This is a genomic window from Ramlibacter agri (assembly GCF_012927085.1).
GTDB lineage: Bacteria > Pseudomonadota > Gammaproteobacteria > Burkholderiales > Burkholderiaceae_C > Ramlibacter > Ramlibacter agri.
Window position 1 is genome coordinate 553,736 of the sequence record NZ_JABBFX010000002.1, and the last position, 19,216, is coordinate 572,951.

The 19,216-nt window shown below is 67.8% G+C and carries 15 protein-coding genes; 8 read left to right on the top strand and 7 right to left on the bottom strand.

The window, feature by feature from the left end:
* Positions 1–118 precede the first annotated feature (118 nt).
* The 7 genes from HHL11_RS21135 to HHL11_RS21165 all read right to left on the bottom strand — a co-directional run bounded on the left by HHL11_RS21135 (position 119) and on the right by HHL11_RS21165 (position 9,167).
* A complete protein-coding gene (locus tag HHL11_RS21135; RefSeq protein ID WP_169420542.1) occupies positions 119–1,669 on the bottom strand; it encodes a SpoVR family protein in 1,551 nt (516 codons plus the stop codon).
* Positions 1,666–2,934, bottom strand: a complete 1,269-nt coding sequence (locus tag HHL11_RS21140) for a YeaH/YhbH family protein (RefSeq protein WP_169420543.1) — start codon at positions 2,932–2,934, stop codon at positions 1,666–1,668. Before HHL11_RS21140 ends, HHL11_RS21135 begins: the two co-directional genes overlap by 4 nt.
* A gap of 82 nt (positions 2,935–3,016) precedes the next feature.
* Entirely contained in the window at positions 3,017–4,939 is a 1,923-nt protein-coding gene (locus HHL11_RS21145) for a PrkA family serine protein kinase (protein ID WP_169420544.1), read from the bottom strand.
* A 278-nt stretch (positions 4,940–5,217) separates the two neighbouring features.
* Positions 5,218–6,228: an SIS domain-containing protein gene (locus HHL11_RS21150; protein WP_169421209.1), complete on the bottom strand. Its 1,011-nt coding sequence runs from the start codon at positions 6,226–6,228 to the stop codon at positions 5,218–5,220.
* The gene (gene nagA, locus HHL11_RS21155; RefSeq protein WP_169420545.1) at positions 6,218–7,351 is read right to left on the bottom strand and encodes an N-acetylglucosamine-6-phosphate deacetylase; all 1,134 of its coding nucleotides are present in this window, start codon (positions 7,349–7,351) and stop codon (positions 6,218–6,220) included. Before nagA ends, HHL11_RS21150 begins: the two co-directional genes overlap by 11 nt.
* Entirely contained in the window at positions 7,348–8,235 is an 888-nt protein-coding gene (locus HHL11_RS21160; RefSeq protein WP_169420546.1) for a glucosamine kinase nucleotide-binding domain-containing protein, read from the bottom strand. Before HHL11_RS21160 ends, nagA begins: the two co-directional genes overlap by 4 nt.
* Positions 8,236–8,303: 68 nt before the next feature.
* Entirely contained in the window at positions 8,304–9,167 is an 864-nt protein-coding gene (locus HHL11_RS21165; protein ID WP_169420547.1) for an amidohydrolase family protein, read from the bottom strand.
* 99 nt (positions 9,168–9,266) lie between these two features.
* Between HHL11_RS21165 and HHL11_RS21170 the strand changes: the two genes are divergently transcribed.
* The 8 genes from HHL11_RS21170 to HHL11_RS21205 all read left to right on the top strand — a co-directional run bounded on the left by HHL11_RS21170 (position 9,267) and on the right by HHL11_RS21205 (position 19,213).
* A complete protein-coding gene (locus HHL11_RS21170; protein ID WP_169420548.1) occupies positions 9,267–10,043 on the top strand; it encodes a crotonase/enoyl-CoA hydratase family protein in 777 nt (258 codons plus the stop codon).
* A complete protein-coding gene (locus HHL11_RS21175; RefSeq protein WP_169420549.1) occupies positions 10,040–11,911 on the top strand; it encodes a feruloyl-CoA synthase in 1,872 nt (623 codons plus the stop codon). Before HHL11_RS21170 ends, HHL11_RS21175 begins: the two co-directional genes overlap by 4 nt.
* On the top strand, positions 11,908–12,672 hold the full coding sequence (locus HHL11_RS21180; RefSeq protein WP_169420550.1) for an SDR family NAD(P)-dependent oxidoreductase: 765 nt from the start codon (positions 11,908–11,910) through the stop codon (positions 12,670–12,672). Before HHL11_RS21175 ends, HHL11_RS21180 begins: the two co-directional genes overlap by 4 nt.
* Positions 12,673–12,697: 25 nt before the next feature.
* Positions 12,698–13,834, top strand: coding sequence for an ABC transporter substrate-binding protein (locus HHL11_RS21185; RefSeq protein WP_169420551.1), 1,137 nt, complete (start codon positions 12,698–12,700; stop codon positions 13,832–13,834).
* Positions 13,835–13,954: 120 nt separating this feature from the next.
* The gene (locus tag HHL11_RS21190; protein ID WP_169420552.1) at positions 13,955–15,019 is read left to right on the top strand and encodes a branched-chain amino acid ABC transporter permease; all 1,065 of its coding nucleotides are present in this window, start codon (positions 13,955–13,957) and stop codon (positions 15,017–15,019) included.
* A gap of 1 nt (position 15,020) precedes the next feature.
* Complete coding sequence (locus HHL11_RS21195; RefSeq protein WP_169420553.1) at positions 15,021–16,781, top strand: branched-chain amino acid ABC transporter ATP-binding protein/permease; 1,761 nt, start codon at positions 15,021–15,023, stop codon at positions 16,779–16,781.
* A gap of 1 nt (position 16,782) precedes the next feature.
* Positions 16,783–17,517, top strand: a complete 735-nt coding sequence (locus HHL11_RS21200; protein ID WP_169420554.1) for an ABC transporter ATP-binding protein — start codon at positions 16,783–16,785, stop codon at positions 17,515–17,517.
* Positions 17,518–17,521: 4 nt separating this feature from the next.
* Positions 17,522–19,213, top strand: a complete 1,692-nt coding sequence (locus HHL11_RS21205) for an acyl-CoA dehydrogenase family protein (protein ID WP_169420555.1) — start codon at positions 17,522–17,524, stop codon at positions 19,211–19,213.
* The last annotated feature ends 3 nt before the right edge of the window (positions 19,214–19,216 follow it).

The following is a 19,216-nucleotide window of genomic DNA, read 5'->3' on the forward strand; positions in this document are numbered from 1 at the left end:
ACCCTGTAGGGTGCGCAGCTTGCTGCGCACCTCACGAGGAGCATCGCGCGGTGCGCAGCAAGCTGCGCACCCTACATTTCGAGACCCGGAATTGAGAAGCGGCCCGAGGGCCGCTTCTTCAATGCACCGCCGCCGGCGGTGTCACTTCCCAGTGCTGCATCACGCGGTCGTGGCCGTCCACGCTTTCCAGCCGGACGCGGAAGCCCCACAGGCGGGCGACGTGCTTCACCACTTCCTCTGCGCTGTTGTCCAGCGGACGGTCGCTGTGGCGAATGTGGCGCAGGGTCAGCGAGCGGTCGCCGCGCGCATTGACGTTCCACACCTGGATGTTCGGCTCGCGCCAGCCCAGGTCGTGCTGCCGCGACAGCGACTCGCGCAGGCGCCGGTAGCCGTTGTCGTCGTGGATGGCGGAGACCAGCAGCTCGGATTGCGCCGAGTCGTCCATGATGGCGAACAGGCGCAGGTCGCGCATCAGCTTGGGCGACAGGTACTGGCCGATGAAGCTCTCGTCCTTGAAGTGCCGCATCGCGTAGTCCAGCGACTTGATCCAGTCGCTGCCCGCCAGGTCCGGGAACCACTCGCGGTCCTCGTCGGTCGGGTTCTGGCAGATGCGCTTGATGTCCGTGAACATGGCGAAGCCCAGCGCATACGGGTTGATGCCGCTATAGGCCGGATGCGTCACCGGCGGCTGGAACACCACGTTGGTGTGCGAGCTGAGGATCTCCATCATGTAGCCGTCCGAGAGCATGCCCTCGTCGTACATGGTGTTCAGCAGCGTGTAGTGCCAGAACGTGGCCCAGCCCTCGTTCATCACCTGCGTCTGCCGCTGCGGATAGAAGTACTGCGCGATCTTGCGCACGATGCGCACGATCTCACGCTGCCAGGGCTCCAGCAGCGGCGCGTTCTTCTCGATGAAGTACAGGATGTTTTCCTGCGGCTCCTCGGGGAAGCGGCGCGTCTTCTTCTCGGCCTGCTTGCCGGCCTTGGCGGGCAGCGTGCGCCACATGTCGTTGACCTGCTGCTGCAGGTAGTCCTCGCGGTCCTTGCGGCGCTGCTCCTCCTCCACCATGGAGATCTTCTGCGGCCGGCGATAGCGGTCCACGCCGTAGTTCATCAGCGCATGGCAGGCGTCCAGCACCTGTTCCACCGCGTCGATGCCGTGGCGCTCCTCGCATTCGGTGACGAAGCTCTTGGCATAGACCAGGTAGTCGATGATCGAGCTGGCGTCCGTCCACATCCGGAACAGGTAGTTGCCCTTGAAGAAGGAGTTGTGCCCGAAGCAGGCGTGCGCCATCACCAGCGCCTGCATCGGCATCGTGTTCTCCTCCATGAGGTAGGCGATGCAGGGATCGGAGTTGATCACGATCTCGTACGCCAGCCCCATGTGGCCGCGGCGGTAGCTCTTCTCGCTCTGGATGAAGTGCTTGCCGTAGGACCAGTGGCGGTAGTTCACCGGCATGCCCACCGAGGCATAGGCGTCGAGCATCTGCTCGGACGAGATCAGTTCCAGCTGGCTCGGATAGGTGTCCAGGCCGAAGCGTTCCGCCGTGCGGCGGATCGCCTGGAAGTAGGTTTCGATCAGGTCGAAGTTCCAGTCGGACGGGCTCGGCAGGCGCCGGCTCTCGTCCTTCTTCGCGTCCGACGGGGTAAGGAGTTCGGCTTCCATCATGCGGCCTGCGGAGTCTTCTTGAACAGGTCCCGGAACACCGGGAAGATTTGCGAGGGCGTGCAGATCTTCTGCATGGCGAAGTGCGGGTTGGCGTCACGCACGCGCGTGTACTCCTCCCACAGGTTCTGGTCCTCGTCGGCCACCTGCACGTAGGCGTAGTAGCGCACCAGCGGCAGGATCTTGTTGTCCAGGAGCTCGCGGCACTTGGACGAATCCTGCTGCCAGTTGTCGCCGTCCGAGGCCTGCGCGCCGTAGATGTTCCACTCGCTGCCCATGTAGCGCTCGCGGATGATGTCGTTCATCAGCGTGAGCGCGCTTGAGACGACCGTGCCGCCGGACTCCGTGGCGTGGAAGAACTCGTCTTCCGTCACCTCGGCCGCCTGCGTGTGGTGGCGGATGAACACCACCTCGGTCTTCTCGTAGTGCTTGGACAGAAACAGGTACAGCAGGATGAAGAAGCGCTTGGCGAGGTCCTTGCGCGACTCGTCCATCGAGCCCGAGACGTCCATCAGGCAGAACATCACGGCCTTGCTGGTGGGCTTGGGCTCGCGGATGCGGTTGCGGTAGCGCAGGTCGAAGGGGTCCAGGAACGGCACGCGCTTCAGCCGCGCGCGCAGTTCTTCCACCACTACGCGCTGCTTCTCGAGCTCGGCCTCGGTGCCGCTTGCCTCCAGCAAGGCCAGTTGCTGTTCGGCCTCCTTCAGCTCGCGGCGCGGGTCGCCGCCCATCGCGATGCGGCGGGCGAGGCCCACGCGCATCGAGCGCACCACGTGCAGGCTGGTCGGGTTGCCCTCGGAGATGAAGCCGGCGCGGCGCATCTTCCATTCGGGCACGTCGGCCAGCAGCTGGGTGCGCAGCATGCGCGGGAGCGCCAGGTCGTCGAAGAAGTAGTTCATGAACTCTTCGCGCGAGATGCGGAAGACGAAATCGTCCTCGCCCTGGCCATCCGGCGAAGCGCCGCTGCCGTTGCCGCCCCCGCCGCCGCCCTGCGGCCGCTGGATGCGGTCGCCGCGCACGTACTCCTGGTTGCCCGGGTGCACCAGCTCGCGGCTGCCGCCCGGCGCGTGGCCGAACACCGGCTCGGTCACATCGCGGCGGGGCAGCGTGATGTCCGCGCCCCCCTCGATGTCCTTGATGCCGCGGTCACCGACCGCCTTGCGCACGGCTTCCTTGATCTGGTCCCGGTAGCGCCTGAGGAAGCGCTCCCGGTTGCCGATCGACTTGTTTTTCCCCGACAGGCGCCGGTCGATGACCTGGTGGAGCATGGTCCGCTCGCCAGGTATTCTGTTGGTCACTGGGCGGCCCTTCCTCTTAAAAGGTCTCGATGATGGTGGACAGCCTCGTTCGTCAGGAGCTCTTGCGCACGCGCAGGTACCACTCGCACAGCAGGCGCACCTGCCGCTTCGTGTAGCCCTTTTCCTCCATGCGCAGCACGAAGTCCTCGTGCTTCTTGGCCTCGTCGGCCGAGGCCTTGGCGTTGAAGCTGATGACGGGCAGCAGTTCCTCGGTGTTGGAGAACATCTTCTTCTCGATCACCGTGCGCAGCTTCTCATAGCTGGTCCACACCGGGTTCTTGCCGGCGTTGTTGGCCCGGGCGCGCAGCACGAAATTGACGATCTCGTTGCGGAAGTCCTTGGGGTTCGACAGGCCCGCGGGCTTTTCGATCTTCTCGAGTTCGGCATTGAGCGCCGCGCGGTCGAAGATCTCGCCGGTGTCGGTGTCGCGGAATTCCTGGTCCTGGATCCAGAAGTCCGCGTAGGTGACGTAGCGGTCGAAGATGTTCTGGCCGTACTCGGAATACGACTCGAGGTAGGCCGTCTGGATTTCCTTGCCGATGAACTCGGCATACCGGGCGGCCAGGTGCTCCTTGATGAAGGACAGGTACTTCTGCTCGGTCTCGGCCGGGAACTGCTCGCGCTCGATCTGCTGTTCGAGCACGTACATCAGGTGCACCGGGTTGGCCGCGACTTCTTCGGAGCCGAAGTTGAAGACCTTGGAGATGATCTTGAAGGCGAAGCGGGTGGAGATGCCCGTCATGCCTTCGTCGACGCCCGCGTAGTCGCGGTATTCCTGGTAGCTCTTGGCCTTCGGGTCGGTGTCCTTCAGGTTCTCGCCATCGTAGACCAGCATCTTGGAAAAGAGGCTGGAGTTCTCCGGCTCCTTCAGGCGCGTGAGCACCGAGAACTGCGCCATCATCTTCAGCGTGCCGGGCGCGCAGGTGGCTTCGGCCAGCGAGGAGTTGTTGATCAGCTTCTCGTAGATCTTCACTTCCTCGGTGACGCGCAGGCAGTACGGCACCTTCACCACGTAGATGCGGTCGAGGAAGGCTTCGTTGTTCTTGTTGTTCTTGAAGGCCTTCCACTCGCTCTCGTTGGAGTGGGCCATGACGATGCCGTCGAAGGGAATCGCGCCGAAGCCTTCGGTGCCCTTGAAGTTGCCTTCCTGCGTGGCCGTCAGCAGCGGGTGCAGCACCTTGATGGGCGCCTTGAACATTTCGACGAATTCCAGCAGGCCCTGGTTCGCGAGGCACAGGCCGCCGGAGTAGCTGTAGGCGTCCGGATCGTCCTGCGCAAAGCTTTCGAGCTTGCGGATGTCGACCTTGCCGACCAGCGAGGAGATGTCCTGGTTGTTCTCGTCACCCGGCTCCGTCTTCGAGATGGCGATCTGCTTCAGGATGGACGGGTAGCGCTTGACGACCTTGAACTTGCGGATGTCGCCGCCGAATTCGTCGAGGCGCTTCACGGCCCACGGCGACAGGATCTTTTGCGTGTAGCGGCGCGGGATGCCGTACTGCTGTTCGAGCAGCGGGCCGTCTTCGTCGTTGCTGAACAGGCCCAGCGGCGACTCGTTCATCGGCGAGCCCTTGAGCGCGTAGAACGGCACCTGCTCCATCAGCTGCTTCAGGCGCTCGGCGATCGACGACTTGCCGCCACCGACGGGGCCCAGGAGGTACAGGATCTGCTTCTTTTCTTCGAGGCCCTGCGCCGCGTGGCGGAAGTGCGAGACGACCTGCTCGATCGGCTCTTCGAGTCCGTAGAAGTCCTTGAAAGCGGGATAGATGCGAATGACTTTGTTGCCGAAGATGCGCGACAGGCGCTGGTCGTGCCGCGTGTCGATCATCTCGGGCTCGCCGATGGCGGCAAGCATGCGCTCGGCGGCCGTCGCGTACGTCAGCGGCTCCCGTTTGCACAGATCGAGATATTCCTCGATCGACATCTCTTCCTCGCGCGTCTTCTCGTAGCGCGTGAGGAAATTGCGGACGACGTCCATGAAGCCTCCTTCGTTTACGGTCTGCAGCGGCTGCGCAGTGGCGGTGTCACTGTACTCCCGCTCCGGCTTTCTGCCTCAACGTCTCGTGTAGGCGGAACGCCGACTTCACTGTAGGTGAACGGTAGATAAAAACAAGAGGGCCGAGTTCATTCGCGAACGCAGTTGTGCGTGCATGCGACAGCGCGAACATGCGAATGTGTAAATGCCCTTTTCGTCTCTGGCGATGCGCTGGACAATGCAAGGCTCGGGCCATCGTCGGCCCATGTTCGCGAAGGTGCTCAGCTGGTTCGCGTGACCTTCTTCAGGTGCGGCGGGCTGTCAGGGTTGTTGCCACGCGCGCGCGCCAGCGCTTCCACCATCGGATAGAAACTCTGGATCGCGCACACGGGGTCGACATCCGGCAGGCCGGCTTCGACCAGCGGCAGCATCGCATCGGGTGTTCCCGCCGGAGCGGCAAGCAGCACGCATGCACCGCGATCGCGCATCGCGCGCGCCACTTCGAGCACGCCGGCCTGCGCGGGCCCGCGGGGCGCAAACACCAGCAAGGGATAACCCTGTTCGATCAATGCCATCGGCCCGTGCTGGATCTCCGCGGCCGAAAAAGCCTCGGCCTGGATGCCGCAGGTTTCCTTGAACTTCAGCGCCGCTTCCATCGCCACCGGCAGGCCGAGGCCGCGGCCGATGACGAACAGGCGATCGACGTCGCGCAGCGCAGCGACGGCGGGTGACCAGTCGGCCCGCACGGCCTGTTCCAGGGCCTGCGGCAAGGCTTGCAAGGCTTGTTGCAGCGCGGTGTCGTCCTGCCAGGCAGCGGCCAGGCGCGCGCCGGCCACCAGCTGCGCGATGAAGCTCTTGGTGGCCGCGACGCTGGTCTCGGGCCCCGCGTGCAGCGGGAACAACCATTCGGCCGCCTGCGCCAGCGGCGATGCGGAATCGTTCACGAAAGCGCAGGTGACCGCGCCGCCATCGCGGAAGTAGCGCGTGGGCCCGACCACGTCGGGGCTCTGGCCCGATTGCGAAAAGGCGAAGGACGCGAGGCCCCGGCACTCGATCTTCGAGTGGTACAGGGTCACCAGCGACATGGGCATCGAGGTCACCAGCCGCCCCAGGCGCGCCATCACGAGGTACGCTGCGTAGTGCGCCGCGTGGTCTGAACTGCCGCGGGCGATGGTGAGCAGCGAAGCTGGCGGCGCCTGGCGCAGGCGTGCGCCGAGCGCGCGGTAGCGCTCCGCGTCCTGCGCCAGTTGGCGGGCGACGACCTGCGGCGCTTCCTGCGCCTCAGCCAGCATGCGCGACATCGATCGCTTCTCCTTGCACGAACACTTGCCGCACTTGTAGCTGCGCGTCGAGCACCGCGATGTCGGCCCAGGCGCCGGCTGCCAGCCGGCCGCGGTCGGCGAGCTCCAGGAAATCGGCCGCGTAGGTGGAAACGCGAAGGGCCGCGTCTTCCAGCTCCAGGCCGATCCCGTCGACCAGGTTGCGCAACGCGCGGTCCATCGTGAGCGTCGAGCCGGCCAGCGTGCCGTCCGCGAGGCGCACGCCGCCGAGACACTTCGTCACGGCCTGGCGGCCCAGCTTGTATTCGCCATCGGGCATGCCGGTGGCAGCCGTCGAATCCGTCACGCAATACAGGTGCGGGATGCTGCGCAGCGCCACCCGGATGGCGCCCGCGTGCACATGCAGCAGGTCGGGAATGATCTCCGCGTACTGCGCGTGTGCAAGTGCCGCGCCCACCATGCCGGGCACGCGGTGATGCAGCGGCGTCATGGCGTTGAAAAGGTGCGTGAAGCCGCGCGCGCCGCGCTGCAAGGCCTGCCGGCCGTCCTCGTAGCCGCCGGCCGTATGGCCGACCTGCACGCGGAAGCCCGCCGCCACCAGTTGCCCGATCGCGTCCAGGTTGCCGGGCACTTCCGGCGCCACGGTCAGCAGCTTCACCGGGGCCAGCGCATGCAGGCGGCGGATCTCGTCCAGCGCCACCGGCCGCGCGAAGTCGGGTTGCGCGCCCAGCCTGGCCGCGTTGATGTACGGGCCTTCGAGGTGCACGCCGAGCACCTGCGCGGCGCCCGATGCACCATCACGGCACAGGTTGCCGAGGTCGCGCAGCGCGAGTTCGAGGTCCTCGTAGGGCGCCGTCATCGTCGTGGCGAGCAGCGCCGTGGTGCCGTGGCGGGCGTGCTGGCGCGCGACTTCGACGGCGGCGGTACCGCCTTCCATCACGTCGCGGCCGGCGCCGCCGTGCACGTGCAGGTCGATGAACCCTGGCAGCAGCAAGGGTTGAGTGCTATCGCGTGCTTCGCGTCCGCTGAGGGACGTGCCGCGAATGGCCGCTATGCGGCCATCGCTTGCTATGGCCAGGCTCCCGGCGACGAAGCCGTCCGGCGTGAGGATGTTGCCCGCGAGCGTCCGGGTCACACCGCCTCTTCCGGTTCGCGCGCCTGCGCCTGGCGGATGAGCGTCAGCGCGCCGGCCACGGCATTCTCCTTGGGCGGCACCAGCCGGCCGCGCCAGGCCGGGCGCATGCGCGGCGCCAGGCGCTCGGCAATGCTGCCGCTGGCGGCCAGCGGCAGGCGGCCACGCGGGTCGACCGCCAGCGCGAGGTCTTCGATGGCCTCGACGGCGCGCTGCAGCAACATGGCGGCATGCGGATCCTGCGCTTCGGTGTCGAACACGGCGCGAGCCAACTGGGCGAATTCGAACTGCCCGGCGGCAGCGCACCAGGCTTGCAGCGCCTGGCGTTCGTCGCCGCAATGCATCCACACCCGGCGCGCCAGCGGCGACGGGTTGGCGCGGCCGTCCATGGCGGCCTGCCCGTGCCGCACGGCCTGCAAGCCGAGCCAGGCGCCGCTGCCTTCGTCACCCACCGGAAAACCCCATCCGCCGACTGTAGCGCGGCTGCCGTCCGCGTGGAGCGCCTCGGCGATGCTGCCGGTGCCGGCAATGAGGATCACGCCCGGCTTGCCGCCATGGGCGCCGATGAGCATCGTGAAGGAATCGGTTTCGGCGTCGAGCCGGGCAAATCCGGGATCGGCGGCGAGGAAGGCGTCGCGCAAGGGCGCGTGGGTGACGCCGGACAGCCCGGCCGCGAGCGCGCAGCGGTTCCAGGGCGGCAGAGCCAGGCTGCCCTGGTCGAAGGCGGAGCGGATGGCAAGTTCGATGTTGCGCCAGGCCTTGGCGATGCCCTGCCCCAGCGCCGACGGCCCGGCTTCGCCACTGCCGACGAAGGGCCCGGCGCTGCTCTGCACCAGGGCCCGCGTGCCACTGCCGCCCCCGTCGACGCCGATCAGGTAGTCAACCATCCCGGTAGGACCGGCGCGGTCGACGGGAGTTCGTAGGCCGGGGTGGCAACCCCGGCATGGCCTTCGGCCTACGCCAGGCCCAGCAGCCGCACCGCGTTGCCCTTCAGGATGCCGGGCATCACTTCCGGCTTGAAGCCGGCTTCCTCGAAATCCTTCATCCAGCGGTCGGGCGTGATCAGCGGGTAGTCGCTGCCGAACAGGATGCGGTCCTTCAGCAGCGTGTTGGCGTACTGCACCAGCTGCTTCGGGAAGTACTTGGGGCTCCAGCCCGAGAGGTCGATCCACACGTTGGGCTTGTGCGTGGCCACCGACAGCGCTTCGTCCTGCCACGGGAAGCTGGGGTGCGCCATCACGATCTGCATGTCGGGAAAGTCGATGGCGACGTCGTCCAGGTGCATCGGGTTGCTGTACTCCAGCCGCAGCCCGCCGCCGCAGCGCATGCCGCTGCCGATGCCGCTGTGGCCGGTGTGGAAGATCGCCGGCAGCTTGTGCGCGTTGATCACCTCGTAGATCGGCCAGGCCATCTTGTCGTAAGGGTGGTAGCCCTGCACCGTCGGGTGGAACTTGAAGCCCTTGACGCCCTCTTCCCTGATCATGCGCTCGGCTTCGCGCGCGCCCATCTTGCCCTTGTGCGGGTCGATGCTGCCGAACGCGATCATCATGTCGCTGTTCTCGCGCGCGGCCTGCGCGATCTCCTCGTTCGGGATGCGGCGCCGCCCCAGGTTGGACTCGCTGTCCACCGTGAACATCACGAGCCCGATCTTGCGCTCGCGGTAGTACGCGATCGTCTCCTGGATCGTCGGCCGGCGGCTGCTGCGGAAGTACTTGTCGGCGGCGCGGTCGTACTCCTCGCCGTAGTTGTCGAAGGGGTTCCAGCAGCTGATTTCCGCGTGCGTGTGGATGTCGATGGCGATGAGGTTGGTGGGATCCACGGTCGTCTCCGTTAGGCGCCTATCTAGGGTAATCCCTAGGGAGGTTTGGCTTGAATTGGTTATTGTTTATAACAAATAATCCGCCACCCGAGCAAACCCATGACCAGCAGCAAAGACATCCAAATCGAGATCGATGGCGACATCGCCATCGTGCGCCTGAACCGCCCCACCAAGCGCAATGCCCTGTCCGATGGACTGGTGCTGGCCATTCGCGACGCGTTCCAGGCCCTGCCCTCCACCGTGCGCGCCGCCGTGCTCGCCGGCGCGGGCGACCACTTCTGCGCCGGCCTCGACCTGTCCGAGCTGAAGGAGCGCGACGCCGGCGCCGGCCTGCACCACTCGCGCATGTGGCATGCCGCGCTGGAGGAGGTGCAATACGGCCCGGTGCCCGTCATCGCGGCGCTGCATGGCGCGGTGGTCGGCGGCGGCCTGGAGCTGGCCGCGGCCTGCCACGTCCGCGTGGCCGACGACTCCACGTTCTACGCGCTGCCCGAAGGCAGCCGCGGCATCTTCGTGGGCGGTGGCGGCGCCGTGCGCATCCCGCGCCTGATCGGCGCCGCGCGCATGACGGACATGATGCTCACCGGCCGCGTCTACAACGCCGTCGACGGCGAGCGCGCCGGCTTTGCGCAGTACCTCGTCCCGCAAGGCCAGGCCTTCACCAAGGCCGTCGAACTCGCCAGGCGCGTCGCGCAGAACGCGCCGCTGACCAACTACGCCCTGATGCACGCGCTGCCGCGCATCGCCGAACAGCCGGCGGACCAGGGCTTCCTGACCGAGGCCCTGATGGCGGCCATCGCGCAAAGCGCGCCGGAAGCCAAGCAGCGCGTGCGCGACTTCCTGGAAGGCCGCGCGGCGAAGGTCAGCAAGGGATGAGCGCGACGCCCCGTTACCGCCCCATGCGCTTCGGCGTGACCCGCGCCCTGTTGCGCGAGGGCCAGGGCGGCACCAGCTACCTGCGCGCCGAAGTTCCGCTGGACACCACGCATGCGCGGCGCATGACCGACCGCCTGGTGCACTGGGCCGAAACCAAGCCTAGCCACGTTTTCATGGCCCGGCGCGAGCGCCTGGCCGATGGCCGCACCGGCGACTGGCGCCAGGTCACCTATCGCGAAGCGCTGGATGCCGCGCGCCGCATCGGCCAGGCCTTGCTCGATCGCGGGCTGAGCGCCGAGCGCCCGGTCGCGATCCTCAGCGAGAACAGCATCGAGCACGCGCTGCTCGCGCTCGGTTGCCTCTATGCCGGCATCCCGCACTGCCCGGTGTCGCCGGCCTATTCGACGATCAGCCAGGACTACGACAAGCTGCGCCATGTGCTGGCCACGCTGACGCCCGGCCTGGTGTTCGCAGCCGACGCCGCGCGCTATGGCAAGGCCATCGCCGCCACGGTGCCGGCCGATGTCGAAGTGGTGCTGGGAGAAGGCAGCCTCGAAGGCCGCAAGACGACTTCGTTCGCCGAGCTGCTGGCCACCGCGCCCACGCAAGCCGTCGACGCGGCGATGCAGGCCACCGGCCCCGACACCATCACCAAGTTCCTGTTCACCTCCGGCTCCACCAAGGCGCCCAAGGCGGTGATCAACACGCATGGCATGTGGTGCGCCAACCAGATGCAGATGATGCAGTCGATGCCGCTGCTGGGCGAGACCTCGCCCGTGCTGGTGGACTGGCTGCCGTGGAACCACACCTTCGGTGGCAACCACAACGTCGGCCTGGTCCTGTACCACGGCGGCACGCTCTACATCGACGACGGCAAGCCCACCGCGGCCGGCATGGCGGAGACGCTGCGCAACCTGCGCGAGATCGCACCCACGGCCTACTTCAACGTCCCGACCGGCTTCGAGGCCATCGCCAACGCGATGAAGGCCGACCCGGTGCTGCGCGAGAAGCTGCTGTCGCGTGTCGGCATGTTCTTCTACGCCGGCGCCGCGCTGGCGCAGCCCGTGTGGGACCTGCTGCACGAGGTGCAGGAGGCGCATTGCGGCGAGCGCATCGTGATGGGCACGGGCCTGGGCATGACCGAGTCCTCCCCCTTCGCCATCTTCATCACCAGCCCGGAAGTGAAGTCCGGCTACCTGGGCCTGCCCACGCCGGGCGTCGAACTGAAGCTCGTGCCCGTCGACGGCAAGATCGAAGTCCGCTACAAGGGTCCGAACATCACGCGCGGCTACTGGCGCAGCCCCGAGGCCACGCAGGAAGCCTTCGACGACGAAGGCTACTTCTGCACCGGCGACGCCGTGCTGTGGATCGACGATGCCGACATCCACAAGGGCCTCAAGTTCGACGGCCGCATCGCCGAGGACTTCAAGCTGGCCACCGGCACCTTCGTCAGCGTGGGCCCGCTGCGCGCGAAGATCATCGCCGCCGGCGCGCCCCACGTGCAGGACGCCGTGGTCACCGGCCTGAACCGCAACGAAGTGGGCGCATTGCTCTACCCCACGCCCGCCCTCCGCGAACTGGCCGGCCTGCCGGCCGGCGCAGCGATGAAGGACGTGGTCGAAAGCGCCAAGGTGCAGGCGCACTTCCAGCAAGTGGTCAACACGCTCGCGAAGCAGGCCACCGGCAGCGCCAACCGTGTCGCGCGGCTGCACCTGCTGCACGAGCCGGCTTCCATCGACAAGGGCGAGGTCACCGACAAGGGCTCCATCAACCAGCGCGCCGTGCTGAAGCACCGCGACGCCCTGGTGCAGGCCTTCCACGACGGCCAGCTCCCCTTCACCCTGACACCGCAAAAGGACAAGCAATGAACATCCAGGGACAGGCTGCCCTCGTCACGGGCGGCGCCTCCGGCCTCGGCGAAGCCACGGCACGCGAACTGGCGCGCCTGGGCGCGAAGGTCGCGGTGCTCGACGTCAATGGCGCGCAGGCCGAAAAGGTCGGCGCGGAAATCGGCGGCATCGGCATCCAGTGCGACATCACCAACGCGGAGAGCGTGCTGCAGGCGATCGCGAAAGCGGCCGCCGCCCACGGCCCGGCGCGCATCCTGATGAACATCGCCGGCATCGGCACGGCCAAGCGCGTCGTGCAGAAGGACGGCAGCGCCGCGCCGCTGGAAGATTTCGCCCGCGTGGTGAACATCAACCTGGTCGGCACGTACAACGTCAGCCGCCTGTTCGCCGCCGAATGCGCCAAGCAGGCGCCGCTGGAAGACGGCGAGCGCGGCGTCATGCTGTTCACCGCCTCGGTCGCGGCCTTCGACGGCCAGGTAGGCCAGCAGGCCTACAGCGCGTCCAAGGGCGGCCTGGTGGGCATGACCCTGCCGATGGCGCGCGACCTGTCGCAGCACGGCATCCGTGTCTGCACCATCGCACCGGGCCTGTTCGCCACGCCGCTGATGAAGGCACTGCCGGAGCCGGTGCAGGAGTCGCTCGCCAAGTCCATCCCCTTCCCCCAACGCCTGGGCAAACCCGAAGAGTTCGCGCAGCTCGCGTGCCATATCGTCACGAACTCGCACCTCAACGGTGAAGTGATCCGCCTCGATGGCGCACTTCGCATGGCGCCCCGCTGAAGCTTTCAACCTGGAGACAAAGAAAATGAAACTGGTCCGCACGCTCATCGCCGCCGCCGTGGCCCTCACGGCTGCCACGGCCGCCCTCGCCGACATCAACGTCGGCGTGGTGCTGTCGCTCACCGGTCCCGGCTCCGGCCTCGGCATCCCGATGCAGAAGCAGCTGGCGCTGTTCCCCAAGACCATCGCCGGCGAGAAGGTCAACCTGATCATCCTCGACGACGCCTCCGACCCGGGCAAGGGTGTCAGCGACACGCGCCGCCTGATCACCGAAGACAAGGTCGACGTGATCCTGGGCTCCTGCCTGACGCCGGTGGCCGCCGCCATGGCGCCCGTTGCCGCCGAAAGCAAGGTGCTGCAGATCGCCGCCTCGCCGGTGGGCGTGCCCCCGGGCCAGGACCAGTGGCTGTTCCGCCTGCCGCAGGGCAACGACGTGATGGCCCACGCGATGTTCCAGCACATGAAGAAGCAGGGCGTGAAAACCGTCGGCTTCCTGGGCTACACCGACGCCTACGGCGAACTGTGGCTGAAGGCCGCCGAAGCCGAGGCCGCCAAGAACGGCATCAAGATCGTCGGCGTCGAGCGCTTCGCGCGCACCGACACCAGCGTCACCCCGCAAGCGCTGAAGCTGACGTCGGCCAACCCCGACGCGATGCTGGTCGTCGCTTCCGGCTCCGGCGCCGCGATGCCCGAGAAGGCGATCGTCGAGCGCGGCTTCAAGGGCAAGATCTACCAGACGCACGCCGCGGCCACGCCCGACCTGGTCCGCATCGGCGGCAAGGACGTCGAAGGCACGTTCGTCGTGTCCGGCCCCGCGGTGGTCGCCGACCAGCTGCCTGACAGCCACCCGTCCAAGAAGGCGTCCATCGACTTCGTGACCAACTACGAGAAGGCCAACGGCCCCGGTTCCCGCAACCAGTTCGCCGGCCACTCGTACGACTTCGCCATCACCATGGAAAAGATCGTGCCGGTCGCGCTGAAGAAGGGCAAGCCGGGCACGCCGGAGTTCCGCTCCGCCATGCGTGACGCCATGGAAACCATGGGCCGCACCGTGTTCGCGCACGGCGTGATGAACTGGACCAAGGAAGACCACTGGGGCTACACCAACGAAACCGGCGTGATGCTGGTGGTGAAGGACGGCAAGTTCGTCGTCGCCCAGTAAGGGGGCCTTCCTCCCTCCCCCGCTGGGGGAGGGTCGGGGTGGGGGCACGTGCGCGCCTGCCCCCACCCTAGCCCTCCCCCAGCGGGGGAGGGAACCTGACATCCATAACGACTTTTCCCCATGGACTTCTCCATCGCCAGCATCCTGGCGCTCGATGGCCTGACCAACGGCGCCGTCTATGCGCTGCTGGCCCTGGCCACCGTGCTGCTGTTCGCGGTCACGCGGGTGATCTTCATCCCGCAAGGCGAGTTCGTCGCCTTCGGCGCGCTCACGCTGGCCCTCTTCATCGCCCCCAAGCTGCCCGATACGCCCTGGTACAAGCAGGTGCCGGGCACCGTCTGGTTCCTGCTGGCACTCGCGGTGCTGGCCGCGCTCGGCGACCTGGTCAACGGCATCCGCCAGCGCCGCAGCGGCAAGCGCATCGCCAAGGCCGTCACGAAGACGCTGGCCCTGCCCGTCGTCCTGGCGCTCGTCTCCTTCTGGGCCGCGCCGCGCGGCCTGCCCGTCGCCTTCTATGCGGCGCTGACGCTGGCCCTGGTCACGCCCTTCGGCAACCTGATCTACCGCCTCGCCTACGAATCGCTGGCCGATGCCTCGGTGCTGGTGCTGTTGATCGTCTCCGTCGGCGTGCACTTCGCGCTGGTCGGCCTGGGCCTGTTCTTCTTCGGCGCCGAAGGCTTCCGCAATCCGAGCTTCTGGGAGCAGCGCTTCAACCTGGGCGCGCTGTCGCTCACCGGCCAGACGTTGATCATCTTCCTGGCTTCCATCGCCCTCATCGTGCTGCTGTACCTGTTCTTCGAGCGCACGCTCACCGGCAAGGCGCTGCGCGCCACCGCCGTCAACCGCACCGGCGCCCGCCTGCAGGGCATCTCGTCCAACGGCGCCGGCCGCCTGGCCTTCACGATGGCGGCCTTCATCGGCGCGCTGTCCGGCCTGCTGATCGGCCCGACCACGACCATCTTCTACGACAGCGGCTTCATCATCGGCCTGAAGGGCTTCGTCGCCGCCGTGTTCGCGGGCCTTTCCAGCTACCCGCTGGCCCTGGTCGGCGCGCTGGGCGTGGGGCTGCTGGAAAGCTTCGGCTCCTTCTGGGCCAGCTCCTTCAAGGAAGTGATCGTCTTCGGCTCCATCCTGCCGGTGCTGCTGTGGCGGTCCCTGCGCGACCCGCACGTGGAGGAGCACTGACATGCAGCGCTTCGCCTTCCCGCTCTTCGCGCTGGTGATGCTGGTGCTGCCGGCCCTGCCGGTGCCCGACTTCTGGATCACCCAGAGCAACTACATCGGCCTGTATGCCATCGTGGCGCTGGGCCTGGTGCTGCTGACCGGCGTGGCCGGCCTCATCTCCTTCGGCCAGGCCGCCTTCATCGGCATCGGCGCCTACACCGCCGCCTACATGGTGACCCAGACCACCGGCTCGGCCTGGACGGCCCTCGTGCTCGGCGTGCTGATCGCTGTCGTGGTTGCCCTCGTGCTCGGATCCATCACGCTGCGCATGTCCGGCCACTACCTGCCGCTGGCGACCATCGCCTGGGGGCTGGCCCTGTACTACACCATGGGCAACATGGAGCAGCTGGGCAAGTACGACGGCATCCTGGGCGTGCCCACGCTGCACCTCTTCGGCTATGACCTCGGCACGGGCCGCGGGCTGCACGTGCTGGTGTGGGTGATCGCGCTGCTGGCGGCGCTGGCGGCCGTGCACCTGCTGGACTCGCGTCCGGGCCGCGCGATCCGCGCGCTCAAGAGCGGCGCGACGATGGCCGAAGCGATGGGCATCTCCACCTTCCGCGCCAAGCTGACGGTGTTCGTGCTCGCCGCGGTGCTGGCCGCCGTCTCCGGCTGGCTGTTCGCCTTCTTCCAGCGCACCGTCAACCCGACACCGTTCTCGCTGTCCAAGGGCATCGAGTACCTGTTCATGGCGGTGCTGGGCGGCGTCGGCAACGTCTGGGGCGCCTTCCTCGGCGCCGGCGTCGTCAAGCTGCTGGAAGACCAGCTGCAGGTGCTGCTGCCCAAGCTGATCGGCACCAGCGGCAACTTCGAGACCATCGTGTTCGGCATCATCATCGTGCTGGTGCTGAAGTACGCGCCCGACGGCCTGTGGACCTTCGTCTCGAAATGGCTGCCGCGCCCGCAACGCAAGCGCGACTGGGAACAGGCTGCGCCGCTGCCCGCCCGCGCCAAGCCCACGCCCGGCGAGCCCTTGCTGCAGGTGCAGGCCGTGCGCAAGCAGTTCGGCGGCCTGGTGGCGGTCAACGACGTCAGCTTCGAGATCCGCGCCGGCGAGATCATGGGCCTGATCGGCCCCAACGGCGCCGGCAAGTCGACCACCTTCAACCTGATCACCGGCGTGCTCGCGCTCACCTCGGGCCAGGTCACCTACCGCGGCGAGCAGGTCGGCGGCATGCCTTCGCGCGCCATTGCCCGCCGCGGCGTGTCGCGCACCTTCCAGCACGTGAAGATGATCCCCGACATGACGGTGCTGGAGAACGTCGCGCTGGGCGGCTACATGCGCGGCGAAGCGGGCCCGGTGCGCGCCATGCTGCGCCTGGACCGCGAGGAAGAGCGCCGCCTGTTCGCCGAAGCCGAGCGCCAGCTGGCGCGCATCGGCATGGCCGACCGCATGCACGAACTGGCCGGCAACCTGGCGCTCGGTCCGCAGCGCCTGATGGAAATCGCCCGCGCGCTGTGCACCGACCCCGCGCTGCTGCTGCTGGACGAACCGGCCGCGGGCCTGCGCCACAAGGAGAAGCAGGCGCTGGGCGCCGTGCTGCGCCAGCTGAAAAGCGAAGGCATGAGCCTGCTGCTGGTGGAACACGACATGGATTTCGTGATGGGCCTGACCGACCGCATCGTCGTGATGGAGTTCGGCACCAAGCTGATGGAAGGCACGCCCGCCGAAGTGCAGGCCAGCCCCGCGGTGCGCGCCGCCTATCTGGGAACGGAGCACTGAGATGGGCTTGCTGCTCGAAGTGAGGAACCTGCACGCCGGCTACGGCCGCGCGGAAGTGCTGGCCGGGCTGAACTTCCAGATGGAAGCCGGCCAGGTGGTGACGGTGATCGGCCCCAACGGCGCCGGCAAGTCGACGACCCTGAACGCGCTGATGGGCGTGCTGCCCTGCCGCGGCCAGGTGGTGTTCGACGGCGCCGACCTCGCCGATGCCGACCTGGAAGAACGCGTGATGATGGGCCTGGCCCTGGTGCCGGAAAAGCGCGAGCTGTTCGGCACCATGCCGGTGGAAGACAACCTGGTGCTGGGCGGCTTCCGCGCCATGAAGCTGCGCGTGCCCAACTGGAAGAGCGAGCTGGAGCGCGTCTACACGCTGTTCCCGCGCCTGCAGGAGCGCCGCACGCAATTGGCCGGCACGCTCTCGGGCGGCGAGCGCCAGATGCTGGCCGTGGGCCGCGCGCTGATGTCACGGCCCAAGCTGCTGATGCTGGACGAGCCCAGCCTGGGCCTGGCGCCGCTGGTGGTGCGCGACATCTTCCACATCATCGAGCGCCTGCGCTCCGATGGCGTCAGCATCCTGCTGGTGGAACAGAACGCGCGCGCCGCGCTGGACGTGGCCGACTACGGCTACGTGCTGGAGACCGGCGAGATCGGCCTGCACGGGCCGGCGCAGGAGCTCGCGGGCGACCCGCGCGTGATCGAGACCTACCTGGGCGCAGCGCGCCCGCAAACCGCCTGAGCGCATGCCTTCCTACCGGCCTTCCACCGACGACCAACGCCATCTCCTGTTCGACGTGCTGCAGGCGGACCGCGTCCTGCCTGCCCTGCCTGCGTTCGCCGAAGTCGATGGCGACCTTCTCTCGCAGGTGCTGGAAGAGGCCGGCAAGTTCGTCGCCGACGTGGTCGCTCCGCTGCAAGCGGTGGGCGATGCGCCCGGCTGCAAGTTCGACAACGGGCGCGTCCTCACGCCGCCCGGTTTCGCCGCTGCCTACCGCGCGTTCTGGCAAGCCGGCTGGCCGGCGCTGGCTTGCGCCACCGAAGACGGCGGCCAGGGCCTGCCCTGGGTGCTGGAAGGCGTGCTGTACGAGATGCTCAGTGGCGCCAACCACGGCTGGACGATGGCCCCGGGCCTGCTGCACGGCGCCTACGAATGCCTCAAGCACCATGGCAGCGAGGAACTGAAGTCCACCTACCTGGCCAGGATCGCCAGCGGCGAATGGCTGGCCACGATGTGCCTCACCGAGCCGCACGCAGGCAGCGACCTCGGGCTGGCGCGCACGCAAGCGGTGCCGCAGGCGGATGGCAGCTTCCGCATCAGCGGCAGCAAGATCTTCATCTCCGGCGGCGAGCACGACCTCACGGACAACATCGTGCACCTGGTGCTGGCCCGCGAGCCAGGCGCGCCGGCGGGGCCGAAGGGGCTGTCGCTGTTCCTCGCGCCGAAGCTTCTGCAGGACGGCAGCCGCAACACGGTCCACTGCGATCGCATCGAAGAGAAGATGGGCCTGCACGGCAGCCCCACCTGCGTGATGCGCTTCGACAATGCGACCGGCTGGCGCGTGGGCGATGCCGGCCGCGGCCTGAACGCGATGTTCGTGATGATGAACGCGGCGCGGCTGCACGTGGCGCTGCAAGGCATCGGCCTGCTCGATGCCGCCTGGCAGAAGGCCGAGGCCTACGCGCAGGAGCGCACGCAGATGCGCGCGCCGGGCGCGCTGCGCGGTGAAGGTGCGGCCGATCCGATCATCCGCCACCCCGCGGTGCGCCGGATCCTCGACACCGAGCGGGCCTGGATCGACGGCCTGCGCCTGCTCGCCTACCGCACCGGGCTGGAACTGGACCTGGCGAAGCACCACCCCGACGCCAGCCGCCGTGCCGCGGCGCAGCAGTGGTGCAGCCTGGTCACGCCGGTGCTGAAGTCCATCTGCACCGAGCAGGGCTTCAGCGGCGCCAGCCGTTGCCTGCAGGTGTTCGGCGGCCACGGCTACGTCAAGGAATGGGGCATCGAGCAGATCGTGCGCGACAGCCGCGTGACCATGATCTACGAGGGCACCAACGAGATCCAGGCCATCGACCTGCTGGCGCGCAAGGTGCTGCCCGATGGCGGCCAGGCGCTGGCTGCAGTGCTCGCCTCCCTGGAAACCGAACTGGATGACGCGCCCACGCGCGAGCGCTTCGCGGCCTTGCGCGAGGTGACGCGCGCGCTGGCTGCAGCGCAGGATCCCACGCTGGCTTGTGAAGCCGCTGACGACTACCTGCGCGCCGTGGGACTCGCCCTCCTGGGCTGGGCCTGGGAGCGCATCACCCGCGCGCCCGCAGGCAGCAGCCCGCGCTGGGCCCAGCCCGCCGCCGCCGCGCGGCTGCGCATCCTGCCGGAGTTCGAGATGCGCATGGCCATCCTGCGCACCCAATGCGGCCAGCCGCTGGCGGCCTGAACC

Bases quoted from the DNA above. Each gene is read 5' to 3' on its own strand.
- HHL11_RS21205 (WP_169420555.1), top strand. From the start codon at position 17,522: ATGCCTTCCTACCGGCCTTCCACCGACGACCAACGCCATCTCCTGTTC.
- HHL11_RS21150 (WP_169421209.1), bottom strand. From the start codon at position 6,228: ATGCTGGCTGAGGCGCAGGAAGCGCCGCAGGTCGTCGCCCGCCAACTG.
- HHL11_RS21190 (WP_169420552.1), top strand. From the start codon at position 13,955: ATGGACTTCTCCATCGCCAGCATCCTGGCGCTCGATGGCCTGACCAAC.
- HHL11_RS21145 (WP_169420544.1), bottom strand. From the start codon at position 4,939: ATGGACGTCGTCCGCAATTTCCTCACGCGCTACGAGAAGACGCGCGAG.
- HHL11_RS21195 (WP_169420553.1), top strand. From the start codon at position 15,021: ATGCAGCGCTTCGCCTTCCCGCTCTTCGCGCTGGTGATGCTGGTGCTG.
- HHL11_RS21160 (WP_169420546.1), bottom strand. From the start codon at position 8,235: ATGGTTGACTACCTGATCGGCGTCGACGGGGGCGGCAGTGGCACGCGG.
- HHL11_RS21135 (WP_169420542.1), bottom strand. From the start codon at position 1,669: ATGATGGAAGCCGAACTCCTTACCCCGTCGGACGCGAAGAAGGACGAG.
- HHL11_RS21140 (WP_169420543.1), bottom strand. From the start codon at position 2,934: ATGCTCCACCAGGTCATCGACCGGCGCCTGTCGGGGAAAAACAAGTCG.
- HHL11_RS21185 (WP_169420551.1), top strand. From the start codon at position 12,698: ATGAAACTGGTCCGCACGCTCATCGCCGCCGCCGTGGCCCTCACGGCT.
- HHL11_RS21200 (WP_169420554.1), top strand. From the start codon at position 16,783: ATGGGCTTGCTGCTCGAAGTGAGGAACCTGCACGCCGGCTACGGCCGC.
- HHL11_RS21175 (WP_169420549.1), top strand. From the start codon at position 10,040: ATGAGCGCGACGCCCCGTTACCGCCCCATGCGCTTCGGCGTGACCCGC.
- HHL11_RS21170 (WP_169420548.1), top strand. From the start codon at position 9,267: ATGACCAGCAGCAAAGACATCCAAATCGAGATCGATGGCGACATCGCC.
- HHL11_RS21180 (WP_169420550.1), top strand. From the start codon at position 11,908: ATGAACATCCAGGGACAGGCTGCCCTCGTCACGGGCGGCGCCTCCGGC.